Source organism: Pseudactinotalea sp., assembly GCF_048594945.1.
Lineage (GTDB): Bacteria > Actinomycetota > Actinomycetes > Actinomycetales > Beutenbergiaceae > Pseudactinotalea.
In genome coordinates, this window is record NZ_JBMDXJ010000109.1 from 1 (window position 1) to 17633 (window position 17633).

Below are 17633 nucleotides of genomic sequence, written 5' to 3' on the forward strand. Positions count from 1 at the left end.
CACGAGCGCCTGCCTTGTCGGTAGGCGCCACCGCGTCCTCGAGGTCGAGGATCACGGCATCGGCTCGCTCGGCAGCCTTCCGGTAGCGGTCGGGTCGGCTCGCCGGGCAGAACAGCAGCGCCGGCCCCATCTCGAAGCTCACTGATGACCCGCGTCGTGTGCGAGGTGGTCGGCCTCGCTCAGCCACATCAGCACCGAGCGGGTGGCGACCGCGACCACCACGTCGTCCTGATTCCGCCCGGTGTGCTCGAGGGTCGCGATCCCCTGGCCGGGCCGCGAGCGCGAGGCCCGCTTCGCGGTCAGCACGGTCTGGGCGTACAGGGTGTCACCGTGGAACATCGGCGCGGGGAAGCGGACACCCTCGAAGCCGAGGTTGGCCACGATCGTGCCCTGCGTGAGGTGCCCGACCGACAACCCCACGAGCGTGGCCAGCGTGAACATCGAGTTCACCAGCCGCTGCCCGAACGGCTGTCCCGCGCTGTAGGCGGCGTCCAGGTGCAGCCCCTGCGGGTTCATCGACAACGTCGAGAACAGCACATTGTCCGCCTCGGTCATCGTGCGACCCGGCGCGTGCCGGTACACCACACCCTCGCTGATCTCGTCGAGGTAGAACCCCCGCTGCTGCACCTGCTCCATACCGCTCCTCACAGACCTCCGCCGGACAGCCCGAGCGCGCGGGAGATCACCATCAGCTGCACCTCGGTGGTGCCTTCACCGACCTCGAGCACCTTGCTGTCACGGTAGTGCCGCGCCACCACGTTGGAGTTGAGGAATCCGTAGCCGCCGAAGATGTGCGAGGCGTCATGCGAGCACGCCACTGCCGCTTCGCTGGCCACCAGCTTCGCCATCGACGCCTGCTTCTTGAAGGGTTCTCCGGCCGCCATCAACCGAGCCGCCTCGACCCAGGCGAGCCGTGCCGTGTGCACCGTGGCCGCCATCCGCGCGATCGTGAAGGCGATGTGCTGGTTCGACTCGATGGCCTTGCCGAACACCACCCGCTCCTTGCTGTAGCGGATCGCTTCCTCCAGGCACCCCTGCGCGGCACCGGTGGCGAGCGCGGCGAAGGCGATCCGCCCCTCGTCCAGGCAGGCGACCGCGTACGCGAACCCGCGCCCCTGCTCCCCCAGCATGTTCTCCTTCGGCACCCGCACGTTCGTGAGCGTCAGCGGATGGGTGTCGGAGGTGTGCCAACCGATCTTGTCGTAGGACGGCCCCACCTCCAGACCCTCGCTCGGGACCGGCACGAGGAACGCCGTCAGCTCCGGCCCGGTGCTGCCATCGGCCCTGGTGACCTCACCGGTGACCGCGGTGACCGTGAGCAGCCGGGTGATCTCGGGGCCCGAGTTGGTGATGAACTGCTTGGTCCCGTTGATGACCCACTCATCGCCGTCGAGCACAGCGGTGGTCTGCGTGGCCCCGGCGTCGGAGCCGGCGCCGGCCTCGGTGAGCCCGAACGCGCCGAGCGCCTCACCGGAGGCGAGCATCGGCAGCCAGGTGTCCTTCTGCTCCTGGGAGCCGAACCGCAGGATCGGCACCGCACCGAGCCCGATCCCCGCCTCGAGCGTGACGCCCAGGCTCTGGTCCACGCGCCCGATCTGCTCGACGGCGAGGCAGAACGATAGGTAGTCGCCGTCGGTCGTCGACCCGCCGTACACCTGCGGGAACGGCAGTGCGAACAGCCCCATCTCACCCATGCGGCGGATGATGTCGTACGGCAGCGTCTGCTTGGTGTCGTACTCGTAGGACGCCGGCGCGACGACCGTGTCCGCGAACTCCCTGACCTGCTCGGCGAGCGCTACCTGTGTGGGGGTGAACCCGTACTCCATCGATGACTCCTTCGTCCGATCTCGTGGATCATTGCGTCACCCGTGATCTTGTGGATCGTCGGGGTGAATGGTGGCGAGGACCTGGTCTGCTGTGACCGTCTCGCCGTGCCTGATGGCAAGGTCCAGGATACCGGCGACGGGCGCTGTCACCGGGTTCTCCATCTTCATGGCCTCGACGACGGCGATCACCTCGCCCGCCTCGATCGCGGCCCCGTCCGTGGCCGGGACCGCGACGACCGTGCCCGGCATCGGGGTGCGCACCTGCGGGTCCGGCGTGGCACCCGCCCGCGCCCGGCGGGACCGCTCCACCGCCTCGTCCCTGCGCTGCTTGCGCAGCGCCCAGGTGGTCCCGTCGCGCCAGATCCAGGCCACGTCCTGCTCGACGGCGCGGCGCACACCGGTGGGCATGTCACCGGGGATGGTGGTCTCGTAGGCGTCGTCACCGTCGAGCAGCACCATGCGCGGCACGCGATGCTCGCCCACGCGCCAGCCGGACCGCGTCGCCCAGGGTGAGGGGTCGCCGTCCGGCTCCGGGCGGAGCGCGACGGCGGCCGCCGCGAGGATCTCGGCGTCCGGTGGTGGCGTCGACGGCGGCTCGACGCTGTCGAGGAAGGCGGTGTCGGCCGTGGCGTCACGCACCTGGGGCGTCGCCAGCACGGCACGGAGGTAGGCGAGGTTGGTGCGGACGCCGAGCACCACGGTCTGCGCGAGCGCCGCGTCCAGTCGTTCCAACGCCTCGGTGCGCGTGGCACCGCGCGCGATCACCTTGAGTAGCATCGGGTCGTAGTCGGAGGTCACGGCCGATCCGGTGCTGACGCCCGAGTCGACCCGCACCCCCGCAGGTTCCACCATCTCCAGCAGCGTTCCGGTGCTCGGCGCGAAGCCGCGCTCGGGACGCTCGGCGTACACGCGGGCCTCGACCGCGTGACCGGTCTCGCTGACGTCACGGAACCGGAGCGGCTCCCCCGCGGCGATGCTGAGCTGCTCGCTCACCAGGTCCAGGGCCGTCACCTCCTCGGTCACCGGGTGCTCGACCTGCAGCCGCGTGTTCATCTCGAGGAAGTACCACTGCGCAGGATCCTCACCCGAGACCAGGAACTCGACCGTGCCGGCGCCCACGTAGTTCACGCTGCGCGCGATCTCTTCGGCTGCGTCCGCGATCGCCCTGCGCTCCTGCCCGGTCGGATACGGCGCCGGCGCCTCCTCGATCACCTTCTGGTGGCGGCGCTGCAGGGAGCACTCGCGCAGCCCGAGCACCTCGATGCGGCCGTGGGCATCGGCCAGGACCTGCGCCTCGATGTGGCGCGGGGCCGGCACGTACCGCTCCAGCAGCAGCGTGTCGTCGCCGAACGCCGCTGCCGCGACTCGCCGCGCCCCCGCGAGCGCCTCCGGCAACGCGGCCGGATCGTGCACCACCTGCATCCCCTTGCCGCCACCGCCTGCCGAGGGCTTGACGACGAGCGGAAACCCGACGCCACCCGCCGCGGCCTCGAGCGCGCGGTTCCTGTCGTTCACCTCTGCCGAGCGGGGTGGCTCTGTCGCGCCAGGGATCACCGGGACGCCCAGGGCGGCGACGTGCTGCTTGGCGGCGACCTTGTCGCCCATCAACGTCAGTGCGCGCTCTTCCGGCCCCACCCACACGATCCCGGCTGCGGCGCACGCGCGTGCGAGCACGGGGCTCTCGGAGAGGAAGCCGTAGCCGGGGTGGATCGCCTGAGCGCCGGCCCGCACGGCGGCCGCGACGATCGCGTCAGCATCCAGATAGTCAGGTACCTCGTACGCGACGCGAGCCTCATGAACGTGGCGGGCAGGGTGCGGCCAGGCGTCGGGGCCGGCAGCGATAGCGATAGCGGTGCCGCCCATGCGCCGCACGGCCCTGATCACGCGCACCGCGATCTCGCCGCGGTTCGCGACCAAGACGCGTTCGAAGCCGATCCCCATGACGGTCCCCTCACATCCGGAAGAGCCCGAAACGGGGCTCCGGGAGCGGTGTGCGGGAGACGACGTCGAGCGCCAGTCCCAGCACCGTGCGGGTGTCAGCGGGATCGATCACGCCGTCGTCCCACAACCGGGCGGTGGCGTAGTACGGGCTCCCCTGGGTCTCGTAGCGCTCCCGAATCGGGGCGGCGAACGCCTCCTCGTCCTCGAGCGACCACGCCTCACCGCGAGCCTCGAGCTGGTCGCGGCGCACCGTCGAGAGAACCGAGGCCGCCTGCCGCCCGCCCATCACCGAGATTCGGGCACCCGGCCACATCCACAGGAACCGCGGCTCGTAGGCACGACCGCACATCGAGTAGTTGCCGGCTCCGAAGGACCCGCCGACCACCACGGTGAGCTTCGGCACCCGGGTGGTGGCGACCGCCGTCACCATCTTGGCGCCGTCCTTGGCGATGCCGCCCGCCTCGGCGTCGGAGCCGACCATGAACCCCGAGATGTTCTGCAGGAACAGCAGCGGGATGCCGCGCTGATCGCAGAGCTCGATGAAGTGGGTGCCCTTGAGCGCGCTGGCGGAGAGCAGCACGCCGTTGTTGGCGACGATCCCCACCGGGTGACCGTGGATGTGGGCGAACCCGGTCACGAGGGTGGTGCCGTACTCCGGCTTGAACTCGGCTAGCTCGCTGCCGTCGACGATCCGGGCGATGATCTCCCGTGCCTCATAGGGCTGGTTCACGTCGACCGGCACGGCGCCGTACAGGTCCGCAGGGTCGACCACCGGTTCCCGGCTCTCGCGCACCTCCCACGCCGGTGCGGCCGGGCGCGGCAGCGTGGCCACGGCGTCCCGCAGGATCGCGAGGGCGTGCTGGTCGGAGTCCGCAAGATGGTCGACCACGCCGCTGATCCTGGCGTGCACATCCCCGCCGCCGAGCTCCTCGGCTGTGACGACCTCACCGATCGCGGCCTTCACCAGCGGAGGCCCGCCGAGGAAGATCGTGCCCTGTCCGGCCACGATCACCGACTCGTCCGCCATCGCGGGCACGTACGCGCCTCCGGCGGTGCACGAGCCGAGCACCGCCGCGAGCTGCGGGATGCCCGCCGCGCTCATCTGGGCCTGGTTGAAGAAGATCCGGCCGAAGTGCTGTGCGTCCGGGAACACCTCGTCCTGCATCTCAAGGTTCGCTCCGCCAGAGTCCACCAGGTACAGGCACGGCAGTCTGTTCTCGGCGGCGATCTGCTGAGCACGCAGGTGCTTCTTGACGGTCAGCGGGTAGTAGGCGCCGCCCTTGGCGGTGGCATCGTTCGCCACCACCAGCACCTGCCGACCGCACACCCGACCGATGCCGGCCACGACCCCGGCAGCAGGGCACTCGCCGTCATACATGTCCTCGGCCGCGAGCGGTGCGATCTCCAGGAACGGGCTGCCCTCGTCGAGGAGCTCGTCGATGCGGTCGCGCGCCATCAGCTTGCCGCGGGCGAGGTGGCGATCGCGCGAACGCTCAGGTCCGCCGCGCGCGGCGCGCGTCAGTCGCTCCCGCAGCTCCGCCACGAGGGCGCGCTGGCCCTCGTCATTGGTCCGGTACGACTCACCCGCCGGGTCCACGGCGGTACTGAGCGTGCTCATCGTCGGCATCGACGCTCCTTCGCGCGGGGGTCTCCCGCTGCAGACAGGATGGCACGATCCGGAGCCGGCTCAGATCAGAAGTTGCCGCAGGCCGCACCCCAGTCGGTGTAGTGGCCCAGACCGACATGACGCCAGACGTGCGAGGAGTATGCGCCGGACGAGGGCGAGTACACCGAGAGGCTGCGGCGGGTCCCGTTGCTGTAGCTCTGGGTGGAGCTGGTGGCCAGCACGGTTCCCGTGGGGCAGCCGCTCGTGCTCCCGATCTTGTACAGGCGCAGGTAGGCACTGATCGTGCTCGACCCGTTGTACTGGAAGCTGGTGCTCACGTAGTTGCCCGACCGCGAGATGCACAGCGTGCCGGGACCGGACGTCGTGGAGCATCCGCTTGCCCGCACGGACGCGGTGCGCAGCGCGGCGGAGGAGGTCGAACAGATCTCCTCCCGCTCCACCACGGTGACCGCGAGGTCCTCGGGGGCGCCGACCGCAGCATTCGCCACCGGGTCGACCACCTCGGCGATCGTGAGGTCGACCAGCTCGCAACCGTCGGCGGCAGAGAGTGCCTCCCAGTCGGTAGCCTCGACCTCGTCGGCGGCGTCGTCTGCCCACGCGTACCAGGAGTCGTCACTGCGCTCGTCAGCGGCTGGATCCGACGCGGTGGCCGGGCTGATCGTTGCGCCGACCAGCACGAGCGCAAGGATCCCTGCAGTTGTGGCGACACGGCGCGTGTTCGGCTGGACCATTCGACATTGATACACCACGGTTGACGTACCCCCTTCCTCCCTGTGACACACGTCACATGTAATGAGGATACGGGACCGGACATCTACACAGGTGAGGCGGGACGGGACGACGGATGAAGGCCGGCACCCGAGAACGGTTCGAGGCGCTCTACTGGCGCCACAACCGGGATCTGGCCGCCTTCATCCGTCGCCGGGTCCCGGTCGACGCGGTGGAGGACGTGCTGGCGGAGACGTTCGTCGTCGCGTGGCGTCGGTTGAGCGACATCCCGAACGAAGAACGAGCGTGGCTGTTCGGGGTGGCGCGCAACGTGATCAGAAACAGCTACCGGGCGGAGGCACGACAGCGTGCACTGCACGTTCGCATCGCCGAAGGCACGACCGACCGGGTCGCACCGTTCGACGACGCGATCGCGACGCGCGCTGAGCTCGCGCACGCGTGGAACCAGCTGTCCGAGACCGAGCAGGAGGTGATCGCACTCGTGGCATGGGACGACCTGAGCAACGCTGAGGCCGCACAGGTGCTCGGTGTGACCACCTCGGCCTACGCGGTTCGGTTGTTCCGCGCCCGGCGGCGGCTGCTTCACCTGCTCGAGCGCAGTTCGGGGGGTGCTCGATGAGGCAGCCGCTGCTCGACGCGGTGCGCGGACTCGACCCGGCCGCGGGCGCCCCGGAGATCGATGGCGACGAGATGCTCGCCCGCATCCGGGCACGCGCCCAGGGCGCGCGTCGCGGCGACCTGGCGCATCTGGTTCCCCGGACGCGCTCGCGACCGGCCCGCCGGATCGCGATGGGTGCCGCCGCGTTGAGTGCGATCACCGCGATCGCGCTGGTGCTCACGCTCACGCAGAGCGGCCCGCAGGCCTACGCAAGCTGGGTTGCTCAGCCCACCCTGGTGTCGGCCGAGACCGCAGGCGCGATGTGTCCGGCCGAGGACCCGGGTCCGCCCCCGATCCCGCTCGAGCCGGTGCTGGCCGAACGGCGCGGCGACTACACGTTCGTGGTGCTCGCCGGCGACGACGTGTTCTGGGAGTGCCTGATCAGCACAGCCGGTGACGACCTGTACATCGCTGCTCAGGGCGCGCAGTCTGGAGTACCCGGCGCGCTCGAGCTCGGCACCGCACCCGCCCTGGTCCTCGTCCCGGGCGTGACCTGGGCTCCGCAGGACAGCGAAGGTCCGGTCACCACGGTGATGGGCCGGGCCGGTGACGACGTCACCGGCATCCGTGTGACCACCGCCGACGGGGTGAGCGCCGACGCCGCCGTCGTCGACGGTTGGTGGTCGGTGTGGTTCCCCGGCGACGTCGAGCTGTCCGACGACCTCGTCGTCTCCCGGCCGAGCGGCGAGAGCACATACAGCCTCGAAGGTCTCCTCGCACCCGGGCTGGGGTTAGGCTGATCCACGGACTCCGAGGCCGATCTGCCTCGGCGCTCCCGGCTCGATCTGGCCGGGCGTCCCCGGCCCAGTTTCGCCGGACACCTCGCCCTGCCTTCGTGCCCCTGGAGCCTCGTGTCCCGTCGCCGTACCGCCCTTGCCCTGCTCGCCTTCCCGGCGCTGCTCGCCGCCTGCTCGAGCGGCGGCACCGCGCCGCCGTCACCCAGTGCGTCCGACGACGGCGGGGCCGCCTTGGGCTATCCCGTCACCGTGGACAACTGCGGCACCGAGGTGACGCTCGACGCTCCGCCGGAGCGGATCGTCACCATCAAGTCCTCGACCACCGAGCTCGTGCTCGCGCTCGGTCTCGGCGATCACCTCATCGGTGCCGCGTTCCTCGACGGCCCGTTCCCGGCCGACCTGGCCGATGCGGGCGGTGAGGTGCCGATCCTGGCCGAGCGGGCGCCGTCGTCGGAGATCGTGCTCGCAGCCGAGCCGGACCTCGTGTTCGCCGGGTGGGAGTCGAGCTTCGCAGCCGACGGTCTCGGGGAGCGGTCCGAGCTGGCCGGCCTCGGCGTCGACACCTACGTGGCACCCGCGGCGTGCCAGGGCGAGGGCTACCGACCCGACCCGTTGACCTTTGAGTCGGTGTTCGCGGACATCGCCGAGGCAGGCGACCTGCTGGGTGCGCCGGAAGCGGCGGCGGAACTCGTGGCGGAGCAGCGGGCGGCGCTGGAGCAGGTGACGCCTTCGGACGAGGGCCTGACCGCGCTCTGGTACTCCTCGGGCTCGGACACCCCGTTCGTGGGCGGCGGCATCGGGGCGCCGCAGATGATCATGGAGGCCGCCGGCCTGACCAACATCGCCGCCGGCATCGAGGAGTCCTGGGGGTCGATGGGCTGGGAGAGCGTGGTGGCCGCCGAGCCCGACGTGATCGTGCTGGTCGACTCCGCATGGAACACCGCCGAGAACAAGATCTCGGTGCTCGAAGGCAACCCGGTCACGGCCGCGCTGCCCGCGGTGCAGGACAGCCGCTACCTCGTGGTGGACTTCGCCGCGACCGAGGCGGGCATCCGGAACGTCACCGCGGCCGCCGCGCTCGTCGACCAGCTGGACGCCTTGCCGTGACGGCGCGTCTGGAGGTTCCGACCGCGGCGGCGCAGCCCGCCGCTCGTCGTCGCCTCCGGGTGCCGTGGCTCGGGATCGGGCTGGTGGCGCTGGCCGTGTCCGTGCTGCTGGCGATCGTCATCGGTCCGGCCTCGGTGACCGGGCCGGCTCCCATCACGCCGCTCGACGTGCTGGGCTCGGCGTGGCACCACCTGAGCGCATGGCTTGCGGAGCGCGGGCTTCCGATCGCGGTGGCGGAGAACCCGCTCTCGCAGGTGCGCGACGGGATCATCTGGCAGGGACGGGCGCCGCGTGCGGTGGCCGCCGTGCTCGTCGGCGCCGGCCTCGCGCTGTGCGGGGTGGTGCTGCAGGCGGCGACCCGGAACCCGCTGGCCGACCCGTACCTGCTGGGGATCTCCTCGGGCGCAGCACTCGGCGCGGTCGCGGTGCTCATCCTCGGGGTGGCGATCCCGTTGCCAGTGGCCGCGTTCGTGGGCGCAGTGCTCGCGCTGCTGGCGACCCTGGCACTCGCCGGGATCGGCGGGAGGCTCACCGCCACGCGCGCGGTGCTCGCGGGTGTCGCGGTGGGTCAGGCGGCGGCTGCCGGGGTCTCGTTCATCATCTTCTCGACGGCGCAGGGCGACTCCTATCGCGACATTCTCGGCTGGTTGATGGGCACGTTCGGGGCCGCGAGCTGGCGCTCGGTACTGATCGCACTCATCGCCCTGGTGGTGCTCGGCGGCATCCTGTTGGGCTACGGGCGCACGCTCGACGCGTTCGCGTTCGGGGACACCGCCGCGACCGCTCTGGGGGTCGACGTGCCGCGCACACGCTGGCTGCTGCTGATCCTGTCGGCGCTGCTGACCGGCGCCATGGTGAGCGTGAGCGGCGCGATCGGGTTCGTGGGGCTCACGGTCCCGCACGTGGTGCGGCTGCTGCTCGGGCCGGCGCGCGCCGGCCACGCCGCGGGGGCCCGGACCAGCGCGGCCGTGGGTGGCATCTTCCTGCTGTGGGCGGACACCGTGGCCCGGACCGTGTTCACGCCTCTTGAGGTCCCGGTCGGCGTGCTGACGGCGTTGCTCGGCGCTCCGGTGTTCGCCTTTTTGCTGCTGCGCAGCCGGCGGAGGGGTGAGGGATGACCGAGATGCTCACGGCGACCGACCTGACGGCATCCGGTCTCGGCTACCGGGTCGACGGCCTCGACCTGTTGCGGGGGGCTTCGCTGCACCTGCGCGCCGGGACGATCACGGGCCTGCTGGGTCCGAACGGGTCCGGCAAGTCGACCATGCTGCGGGTGGTCGTCGGCGCGCTGCCCGCGAGCGCCGGGACCCTCGCGGTGACCGAGGACGGCCGAAGCCTCGATCTGGTGACCATGCGCCGCCGCGACCGGGCCCGACGGCTGGCACTGGTGGAGCAGGACGCACATACGGAGGTGCCGCTCCGGGTGCGTGACGTGGTGGCACTGGGCCGGATCCCGCACGAGCGCCGGTTCGCGGGGGCGATCGACGACGACCCGGTCGTGGCCGATGCGATCGAGCGCGCCGGAGTCGCCGCGCTGTCCAACCGCAGCTTCGACACCCTCTCCGGCGGCGAGCGGCAGCGCGTGCAGCTCGCGCGTGCGCTGGCGCAGCAGCCTCGGGTGCTGCTGCTCGACGAACCGACCAACCACCTCGACCTCGCCGCGCAGCTCGACATGGTGCGGCTGATGCGCGAGGTCGCCGACACCGGCGTGGCGGTGCTGGTCGCGCTGCACGACCTGGCCCAAGCCGCCGAGACCTGCGACGAGGTCGTGGTGCTCCGCTCCGGCGAGGTGGCCGCGGTCGGCGATCCGCACGAGGTGCTCTCCCCCGCTCTCCTCGGCGAGGTCTGGCGCGTTCGCGGCGAGTGGGTCACGGGCGAACGCGGCCGCGCCCTGGTGGTCAGCGCGCTCTGACACGGCGCCACCCCTGGTCCGCAGTCGCCCCAGCGTTGCAGAACTGGCCCTGTTGCGCGCTTCTGCCACGGCCGCGACGCAGGGGCGTAGGAGATCCCGCCCTCATGGACACTTTCGCTACGCCCCGACGCAGACGGTCACCGCTCGCCCCGCACCAGCCGCTGCAGATGGGCGTGGTTCTCGGCCATGTAAGGGTTGCCGATTCGCGCGTCGTCGCTGTCGCCGCGGGTGAGCACGTCGGCGAGGTAGCGGCGGTCGGCATCGAGGCGGGCGACCGGGTCGCGTGTGGGGTGGCCGTGGCCCGGCACCAGCACCTCGGCACGCGCCACGTACGGCGCAAGCGCGTCGAGGGCGGCGATGTAGGCGGGCAGGTCGTCGGGCCAGAAGGGCAGCGGCAGCTCGACATCGGAGAGCATGTCCCCAGCCAGCAGCACGCCACGCTTGGGCAGCCACAGCGCCGAGTGACCGGGTGCGTGGCCGTCGTGGACCACGAGCTCGGCCTCGCCCCATGGATCGGGCAGCACCCCGCCGTCGACCACGTCCACCTGAGCGAAGAGCGCCAGCAGGTCGGCCGGCCACCCCGGCCCCATGTGCTCGAGCAGAGCGGCCCGCTCGCTGACGGCGAGCTCGGCCGTGCGCCGCGAGGCCCAGCGCGGCGCCGCGCCGAACCGCGGGTGCCACAACAGGTGGTCGTGGTGGGCGTGGGTGCTGAAGCCGGCGCTCACGGTGAGGCTGCGTGCGTCGAGCAGGTCCGCGAGCGCCTCCAGTTCGGTGGGCACCCAGGCGGGGTCGACGAGCAGCGCCTCGCTCCCTCGCACGATGATCGTCGAGGTCGTGGTGTCGGTCGCACTGGTGGTGACGCTGACGCCGCCGGCGACCTCGACGGCGGTCACGGCCTCGTCGCCGCCAGATAGGCCTCGCCCCGCGGTGAGACGCGGTAGCCGACCGGGAAGCTGAGCGTGAGCCCGAGGTTCTTCAGCTTGCGCACGTCGAGCTTGAACGGGTCGCGCTCGCGCCCCACCATCGCCGCCAGATCCGGCGCCCTGCGCTCCGGGTTGGCGGCGATCAGGTCGAGGGTCTGGCGGGTCCAGGGGCCGATCGCCGAGGCCCGGTCGAGCCGGTCCAGCCGGGTGGTGATCGTCTCGATGTCGGACGGCGTGAGCCCGGCTGCGTGGGCGAGCTCGTCTCGTTCGTCGGGTCCGTCGTGCAGGTGGAACGCGACCCGGTAGATCGGCAGGCCGGCCTCCCCGGGGAGCTCACGCAGCAGCGCTGCCGCACTCGGGTACCCGGCACGGACCGCGTCCTCCCGGGTGATCGAGCGCACCGGCACCGTGTCGACCTCGTCCACGGCCAGCCGGCCCACCACGGTCCGGTACAGCCGCCCCGCCACCACCTGCGGCCGCTTCCACCGCCGGAAGGTGAGCGTGATCTCGCCTGCCTCGACCGCTGCCTTGTCCCGCATCAGCATCCGCACGGGGTCCATCCTGCACTCCGCGTGCACGAGAATCCGATTTCAACGCTCTTCCGGCACCGGAGAGGTTTGACTGCAGTTCCGGCAGCCGCCTGCCGCGGCTCGTGCGCCGTTGCGGCCGTCGCAGCGCCGAAACAGCAACGAATGCGGTCTGGCGCCGAAAGAGCGTTGAAACCTATCGCTCAGCTGCCCGTGCGGAACATGTCCTCCTCGGGGCTGCGCACGACCGCGCGGGCGCCCGGGCCGTCGTCGGGCGTGATCACCGCCCCCGAGCCGCGCACGATCGCGATCGGGCGGCCGCCGACCTTGCCCTTGACAAGGTCGGCGGCTGCGGCGATCTCGTCGGCCACAGCCACGGTGGTGGCCTGCAGCTCGCGACCGTGGGAGTCGGCGGTGCCGCGCAGGTCGGCGATCGGGTGCAGCCCCGCCACACCGATGGCGATATCGGCGATGCCACGGCGCCAGGGCCGGCCGACCGTGTCGGTGACGATGACACCAGGCCGCACGCCGAGGCGGGCGTTGAGGCCGCGCCGGATCGTGCGGGCCGAGGCATCCGGGTCCTTCGGAAGCAGCAGCACCGTGCCGTCCGGGACGTTGCTCGCGTCGATGCCGGCGGCCGCGAGCACGAGCCCGTGGTGGGTCTCGACGATCCGCAGCACAGACCCGTCGGGGTTCTCGCGGCGCGCCACCTCGCGGACCGACTCGGCGTCGATGAGCGCCTCGCGGTCGGTGGCCTTGGCGAGGCGACCCTCCGCCTTGGCGACGATCTTGCTCGCGACCACCACGACGTCGTCGTCCCTCACCCCCTCCGAACCATCGGGCCAGACCAGGCCCGCCAGCAACGGGGTGAGCACGGCGGCAAGGTCGGTGCCGGAGGTGATCTGCGGCAGCCCGTCGGGCGCCTGAGCGAGCAGCAAGCTGACTCCTTTAGCGGGTGAGGGCGGGAAGCACGTCGCGGCCGAAGGTCTCGATCCACTCGCGCTGGTTGCGGCCGACGTTGTGCAGGTAGATGCGATCGAAGCCGAGGTCGAGGTAGCGCTGGATCTCGGCGCGATGCAGGTCGGGGTCGGCGGAGACCACCATGCGACCCTCGAAGTCCTCGGGTCGCACCATCTTGGCGATCTGGGCGAGCTCGAACGGGCTGCGGATGTCCGACTGGGGGAACCGCATACCGCCGTTGGGCCACTCGAGCACCGCGTTCGCCATGGCCTCCTCGTCGGTCTCGGCCCAGGACTGGTGCAGCTGCACCACCTTCGGCATCGCGGCCGCGTCCTTGCCGGCTTCTCGGGCACCCGCCGCGAACCGAGCGAGCAGCACGGCGATCTTGTCGACCGGGGCACCGAGCGTGATGAGGCCGTCGGCATTGCGACCCGCGCGCCGGGCGGTCACCGGACCCGCGGTGGCCACGAGGATCTCCGGCGCCACCTCCGGCATCGTCCAGAGCCGGGTGGACTCGAGCTTGTAGAACTCGCCGGCGTGCTTGTGGTCCTTGCCCGCCAGGCTGCTGCTGAACAGCTTGTGGATGATGTCGACCGCCTCGAACATGCGATTGATCCGCTCGGGCGCCTCCGGCCAGTACGGCGCCACCACGTGCTCGTTGATCGCCTCTCCGGAACCCACGCCGAGCCAGTGGCGGCCGGGGTACATCGCCGCAAGGGTCGCGCTCGCCTGTGCCACCACAGCGGGGTGGTAGCGGAACGTCGGAGCGGTCACGCCGGTGCCGAGGTCGCCCGTGGTGCGCTCCCCCGCCGCGCTGAGCACGTTCCACACGAACGCCGCCTGCCCCTGCTGCGGCACCCACGGCTGGAAGTGGTCGGCGGCCATCACGCCAGAGAACCCGTGCTGCTCGGCGAGCTCGCAGTAGCCGAGCACCTCGCGCGGCTCGAACTGCGCGAGCATCGCGGCGTAGCCGATCGTCGCCACAGTTCAGCCCTCGGCCGCGCGGTCGGTGTGGCCCAGGCTCATCTCGGGCGCCACGAGGTCGCGGACCCGCCGCTTGAGCTCGCCGATCTCGGGAAAGCCGCCGTCGGTCTTGCGGTTCCAGATCGTCTCCGCACCCACCTCGATGCGGAAGATCCCGCCGTGGCCGGGCATGAGCGTCACGCCACCGAGCGCGTCACCGAAGGTCTGCAGCAGCTCGCCCTGGTACCACTGCGCACGCAGCAGCCACCGGCAGTCGAGGCAGTACCGGATCGTCACGGTGCTCAGGCTGGTCACCACGCCACGATCCTCCCAGGTTTGGCGCCCGCCCCTCCACGGCGGTGAGTCCAGTCCCACTGTCGGCGCGGGGCGGTGAGTCCAGTCCCATCACAGGCCCGACGGTGGGACTAGACTCACCACCCCTCACGGGTGGTGGGACTACAACTACCGGCGCGCCGCGGCGTGGGCAGTGTGCGGAGGGTCAGGGGCGTACCAGCACGTCGCGCAGCAGCGGCTCCGCTGCGAGATAGCCGTCCACGAGCTGGCGGCCCAGCTCGGGTGAACGCACCAACGGATGCTCGGCGAAGGCACGCCAGGCACGCTCGCGTGACCCCGTGCGCGCGGCCTCGATCGCCAGCCGCTCGCTCGCCTTGACGCCGGCGACGAGCCCGAGCTGAGACAAGGCCAACGGCGCGTGCTGACCGACCGGCCGGGCGCCGTCGGCATCGACCCGAGCCGACACCTCGATGACCGCATCGTCGGGGAGAGCCGGGATCACGCCGTCGTTGGCGAGATTGAGGATCATCCACGCGGGCGTGCCGGCGAGCAGGGCGGCCATGAGGTCGACGGCGACTTCGTGGTATCCGCCGCCCTCCCGCTGCCCACCGCTGAGGTCGGTGTGCTCGCGGGTGCGCGCGTCGGCCATGTACGTGTTCTCGCGCTCGGCGAGCGTCGCGCGCCACCGGTCCGCAACACCCGACCCCGGGCCCGCGTCGAAGAATGCCGCCTGTTGCTGCACGAGGAACGCGGCGCGGCCCGACTGCTCCTGCGCGGTTGCGGGCTCGTAGTAGTGCAGGTACTCCCCCGGCAGGCAGCCGAGCACGCGGAGCCAGTCGACGTCATACAGCGCGGCTTCGTCGAGGCGTAGCAGCGCGTCGCGGTCGGCGAGCAGGGCCGGCAGGTGGTCCTCGCCGCGGTGCTCGAGCGAACGCAACCAGCCCAGGTGGTTGAGGCCGAGGTAGTCGCCGGTGATCTCTCGGTCCGGCAGCCCGACCGCCCTGGCCGCGCTGCGGAGCAGGCCGATCGGGGTGTCACAGATGCCCACCACCCGGTTGCCCAGGTGGGTGCGCATCGCTTCGGTCACCAGGCCAGCGGGATTGGTGAACGACACGACCCACGCCCGAGGCGCGACCGACGCCACAAGCCGAGCCACGCCGTCGACCACCGGGACGGTACGCAGCGCGTATGCGAGCCCACCGGGGCCGATGGTCTCCTGACCGAGGAGGCCGAGGTCGCGTGCGACCTGCTCGTCGCGCACCCGCCCCTGGGTCCCGCCCACGCGGATCGCGGAGAAGATCACGTCGGCACCCTCGACGGCGGAGCGCAGGTCGGTCTCGATCCGCACCCGGGGTGCGTCGGGGGCGCCCGCGAGCCGCTCTGCGGCTACGGCGGCGATGACCGCAAGCCGGGCGGGGTCGAGGTCGTGGAGAACGATCTCGTCGATGTCCACGCGACTTCGCGCGCGGGACACGGAGTCGATCACGAGCGGGACCCGGAAACCACCACCACCGAGGATCGTCAGCTGCACGGCGTTCACGCTACCGGTGGCAGACTCGTGGGCATGACACCGGAGCCTGAACTGGACCTCCTGCTCGCAGGCACGGTGTTCTTCGACCTCGTGTTCACCGGGTTTCCGCACCAGCCGCAGCCCGGCACCGAGGTGTGGACCGAGGGCATGGGGTCCTCCCCCGGCGGGATCGCCAACCTCGCCGTGGCGGCGGCACGGCTGGGGCTGCGCACCGCCGTGGCCTCGGGCTTCGGCGACGACCTGTACGCAGACTGGCTGTGGAGCACGCTGCGGGACCAGGAGCGGATCGATCTGTCCTACTCGCAGCGGCACCACGGCGCGCACACGCCGGTCACGGTGGCGCTGTCCTACGACGACGACCGTGCGTTCGTCACGCACGGCCACCCGTGGCCGGTCTCGACCGGCGAGATGCTCGCCGACCCGCCCCGCACGCGCGCCGTGCTCGTGGATCTCGGCGACGAGACCGTGCGAGCCGAGCGCTGGTGGCGCCAGGCCGCGGCCGACGGTGCGCTCGTGTTCGCGACCGCAGGCTGGGACCCCGAGCAGCAGTGGGATCCGCGGATCCTCGACGAGCTCGCCGGGTGCCACGCGTTCTTCCCCAACGCGGTCGAGGCGATGGGGTACACGCGCACCGACTCGGTCGAGGCGGCGCTGTCGGCGCTCTCCGAGCACGTGCCGCTGGCGATCGTGACCCAGGGCCGCAGCGGGGTGAGCGCGATCGACCGCACCACAGGTGAGCGCGAGAGCGTGCCGGCGATCCCGGTCGCGGCGATCGACACCACCGGTGCCGGGGACGTGTTCGCGGCCGCCGTGGTGCTCGGCACGCTGAAGGGCTGGCCGCTGCGCAAGCGGCTCGCGTTCGCCGCACTGTGCTCGGCGCTCACCGTCACGCAGGTGGGCGGGTCGCTCGCCGCGCCCGGGTGGGGCGACGTCGCGGACTGGTGGCGTGAACAGCAGGCAGCCGCCGACGGCGGTGGGTCGAGCCAGGAGATCGTCGATCGTTATGCCTTCCTCACCGAGTGCCTCCGCGGGGTCGAGACGCCGAAGGTGCGCCGCGCCGAGGCGACGATCGCGAGGTTCTCGGACGCGGGCTGACCGCGGTGACGGAGCGTCCGCACGACCGATCGACAAGGAGAGCCATGACTGCACTCGAGACCGTCCTCGCCTACCACCGCGCCTGGACCAGCGGCGACGTCGACGAAGCGATGACCTACGTGAGCGAGGACGCGGTCTGCCACGCACCGGGGGCGGAGATCGCCGGGAAGGCGGCGTACCGGGCGTTCCTCGCCGACTTCGCCCCGCGGCTGGTCGGGGTCACGGAGCTGGCGAGCATGGCCGACGGCGAGGTTGTCACGCTGTTCTACCTCCCACGGACCGCCACGACCGCGACCGCCCCGGCGGCGGAGCTGTTCACGCTCCGCGGCGGGCTCATCGCCGACACCGTGCTGGTGTTCGACCGGTTGTCGTACGCACCGCCGGAGTCGGCATGACCGCCACCGGTGCCTCCCTGACCGACCGCGTCCGCGCGGCGCTCGCTCACGAGTCCGACGTACGGGAGGTCCGCATGTTCGGCGGACTCTCGTTCATGGTGCGTGGGGCGATGCTGGTCGCGGTGCGCGGTGACGAGAGCCTGCTCGCGCGGGTCGATCCCGAGCGAGGCAACGAGCTGGTTGCCCGGACCGGCACCTCGCGCGCCGAGATGGGCACCGGGCGCGACATGGGCCCGGGATGGATCCACGTCACGGCCGAGGCGCTCGACGGCGATGGCCTCACCTTCTGGCTTGACGCGGCACGCGCGTACCACGCGTCCCTGCGCTAGAACAGCTGGATCCAGCGCTCCGTGCCACCCATCAGCCAGAATGGGTGAATGTCGATCGCGTGGAACCAGCTGCCGCTGC

At 71.5% G+C, this 17633-nt stretch carries 20 protein-coding genes; 8 read left to right on the forward strand and 12 right to left on the reverse strand.

Annotation, left to right across the window (positions count from 1 at the left end; genetic code table 11):
* The 6 genes from ACOJSN_RS05105 to ACOJSN_RS05130 form a co-directional block, all read right to left on the reverse strand.
* Positions 1-142, reverse strand: a 142-nt coding sequence (locus tag ACOJSN_RS05105; RefSeq protein ID WP_420111446.1) for an aldolase/citrate lyase family protein, incomplete at its 3' end; no start/stop codon positions are given.
* The gene (locus tag ACOJSN_RS05110; protein WP_420111428.1) at positions 139-636 is read right to left on the reverse strand and encodes a MaoC family dehydratase; all 498 of its coding nucleotides are present in this window, start codon (positions 634-636) and stop codon (positions 139-141) included. The genes ACOJSN_RS05110 and ACOJSN_RS05105, both read right to left, overlap by 4 nt.
* Before the next feature lie 8 nt (positions 637-644).
* Positions 645-1826 (reverse strand): acyl-CoA dehydrogenase family protein, encoded by a 1182-nt coding sequence (locus ACOJSN_RS05115; RefSeq protein ID WP_420111429.1) that lies wholly within the window; start codon positions 1824-1826, stop codon positions 645-647.
* Between the two features lie 36 nt (positions 1827-1862).
* Positions 1863-3767 carry an acetyl/propionyl/methylcrotonyl-CoA carboxylase subunit alpha gene (locus ACOJSN_RS05120; RefSeq protein ID WP_420111430.1) on the reverse strand — a complete coding sequence of 635 codons (1905 nt, stop codon included), beginning with the start codon at positions 3765-3767 and terminating at the stop codon, positions 1863-1865.
* Positions 3768-3777: 10 nt separating this feature from the next.
* Positions 3778-5385, reverse strand: coding sequence for a carboxyl transferase domain-containing protein (locus tag ACOJSN_RS05125; protein ID WP_420111447.1), 1608 nt, complete (start codon positions 5383-5385; stop codon positions 3778-3780).
* A gap of 74 nt (positions 5386-5459) precedes the next feature.
* Entirely contained in the window at positions 5460-6125 is a 666-nt protein-coding gene (locus ACOJSN_RS05130) for a hypothetical protein (RefSeq protein WP_420111431.1), read from the reverse strand.
* Positions 6126-6238: 113 nt separating this feature from the next.
* Here ACOJSN_RS05130 and ACOJSN_RS05135 point away from each other — a divergent pair, with 113 nt between their 5' ends.
* The 5 genes from ACOJSN_RS05135 (at position 6239) to ACOJSN_RS05155 (ending at position 10537) form a co-directional block, all read left to right on the forward strand.
* On the forward strand, positions 6239-6742 hold the full coding sequence (locus tag ACOJSN_RS05135; RefSeq protein ID WP_420111432.1) for an RNA polymerase sigma factor: 504 nt from the start codon (positions 6239-6241) through the stop codon (positions 6740-6742).
* Complete coding sequence (locus ACOJSN_RS05140; protein WP_420111433.1) at positions 6739-7521, forward strand: hypothetical protein; 783 nt, start codon at positions 6739-6741, stop codon at positions 7519-7521. The genes ACOJSN_RS05135 and ACOJSN_RS05140 overlap by 4 nt, the downstream gene beginning before the upstream one ends.
* A gap of 111 nt (positions 7522-7632) precedes the next feature.
* Positions 7633-8625, forward strand: a complete 993-nt coding sequence (locus tag ACOJSN_RS05145) for a putative F420-0 ABC transporter substrate-binding protein (protein ID WP_420111434.1) — start codon at positions 7633-7635, stop codon at positions 8623-8625.
* Positions 8622-9743, forward strand: coding sequence for an iron chelate uptake ABC transporter family permease subunit (locus tag ACOJSN_RS05150; RefSeq protein ID WP_420111435.1), 1122 nt, complete (start codon positions 8622-8624; stop codon positions 9741-9743). Before ACOJSN_RS05145 ends, ACOJSN_RS05150 begins: the two co-directional genes overlap by 4 nt.
* Positions 9740-10537, forward strand: coding sequence for an ABC transporter ATP-binding protein (locus ACOJSN_RS05155; protein WP_420111436.1), 798 nt, complete (start codon positions 9740-9742; stop codon positions 10535-10537). Before ACOJSN_RS05150 ends, ACOJSN_RS05155 begins: the two co-directional genes overlap by 4 nt.
* Before the next feature lie 137 nt (positions 10538-10674).
* Here ACOJSN_RS05155 and ACOJSN_RS05160 read toward each other — a convergent pair whose 3' ends face one another.
* The 6 genes from ACOJSN_RS05160 to ACOJSN_RS05185 form a co-directional block, all read right to left on the reverse strand.
* On the reverse strand, positions 10675-11430 hold the full coding sequence (locus tag ACOJSN_RS05160) for an MBL fold metallo-hydrolase (RefSeq protein ID WP_420111437.1): 756 nt from the start codon (positions 11428-11430) through the stop codon (positions 10675-10677).
* Positions 11427-12020: a hypothetical protein gene (locus ACOJSN_RS05165; protein WP_420111438.1), complete on the reverse strand. Its 594-nt coding sequence runs from the start codon at positions 12018-12020 to the stop codon at positions 11427-11429. The genes ACOJSN_RS05160 and ACOJSN_RS05165 overlap by 4 nt, the downstream gene beginning before the upstream one ends.
* A 170-nt stretch (positions 12021-12190) precedes the next feature.
* Positions 12191-12925: a coenzyme F420-0:L-glutamate ligase gene (gene cofE, locus ACOJSN_RS05170; RefSeq protein WP_420111439.1), complete on the reverse strand. Its 735-nt coding sequence runs from the start codon at positions 12923-12925 to the stop codon at positions 12191-12193.
* A 10-nt stretch (positions 12926-12935) separates the two neighbouring features.
* Positions 12936-13931, reverse strand: coding sequence for a TIGR03557 family F420-dependent LLM class oxidoreductase (locus tag ACOJSN_RS05175; RefSeq protein ID WP_420111440.1), 996 nt, complete (start codon positions 13929-13931; stop codon positions 12936-12938).
* A gap of 3 nt (positions 13932-13934) precedes the next feature.
* Complete coding sequence (locus tag ACOJSN_RS05180) at positions 13935-14225, reverse strand: SelT/SelW/SelH family protein (protein ID WP_420111441.1); 291 nt, start codon at positions 14223-14225, stop codon at positions 13935-13937.
* Positions 14226-14409: 184 nt separating this feature from the next.
* Positions 14410-15735 (reverse strand): 6-phospho-beta-glucosidase, encoded by a 1326-nt coding sequence (locus ACOJSN_RS05185; RefSeq protein WP_420111442.1) that lies wholly within the window; start codon positions 15733-15735, stop codon positions 14410-14412.
* A gap of 33 nt (positions 15736-15768) precedes the next feature.
* On the opposite strand from ACOJSN_RS05185, the gene ACOJSN_RS05190 reads away from it, so the two are divergent.
* Genes ACOJSN_RS05190 through ACOJSN_RS05200 form a run of 3 tightly spaced genes read left to right on the forward strand, consistent with a single transcriptional unit; the run spans position 15769 to position 17554 of the window.
* The gene (locus ACOJSN_RS05190; RefSeq protein ID WP_420111443.1) at positions 15769-16830 is read left to right on the forward strand and encodes a carbohydrate kinase family protein; all 1062 of its coding nucleotides are present in this window, start codon (positions 15769-15771) and stop codon (positions 16828-16830) included.
* A 44-nt stretch (positions 16831-16874) separates the two neighbouring features.
* Positions 16875-17225 (forward strand): nuclear transport factor 2 family protein, encoded by a 351-nt coding sequence (locus ACOJSN_RS05195; RefSeq protein ID WP_420111444.1) that lies wholly within the window; start codon positions 16875-16877, stop codon positions 17223-17225.
* A complete protein-coding gene (locus ACOJSN_RS05200; RefSeq protein WP_420111445.1) occupies positions 17222-17554 on the forward strand; it encodes a TfoX/Sxy family protein in 333 nt (110 codons plus the stop codon). Before ACOJSN_RS05195 ends, ACOJSN_RS05200 begins: the two co-directional genes overlap by 4 nt.
* Positions 17555-17633: the final 79 nt, after the last annotated feature.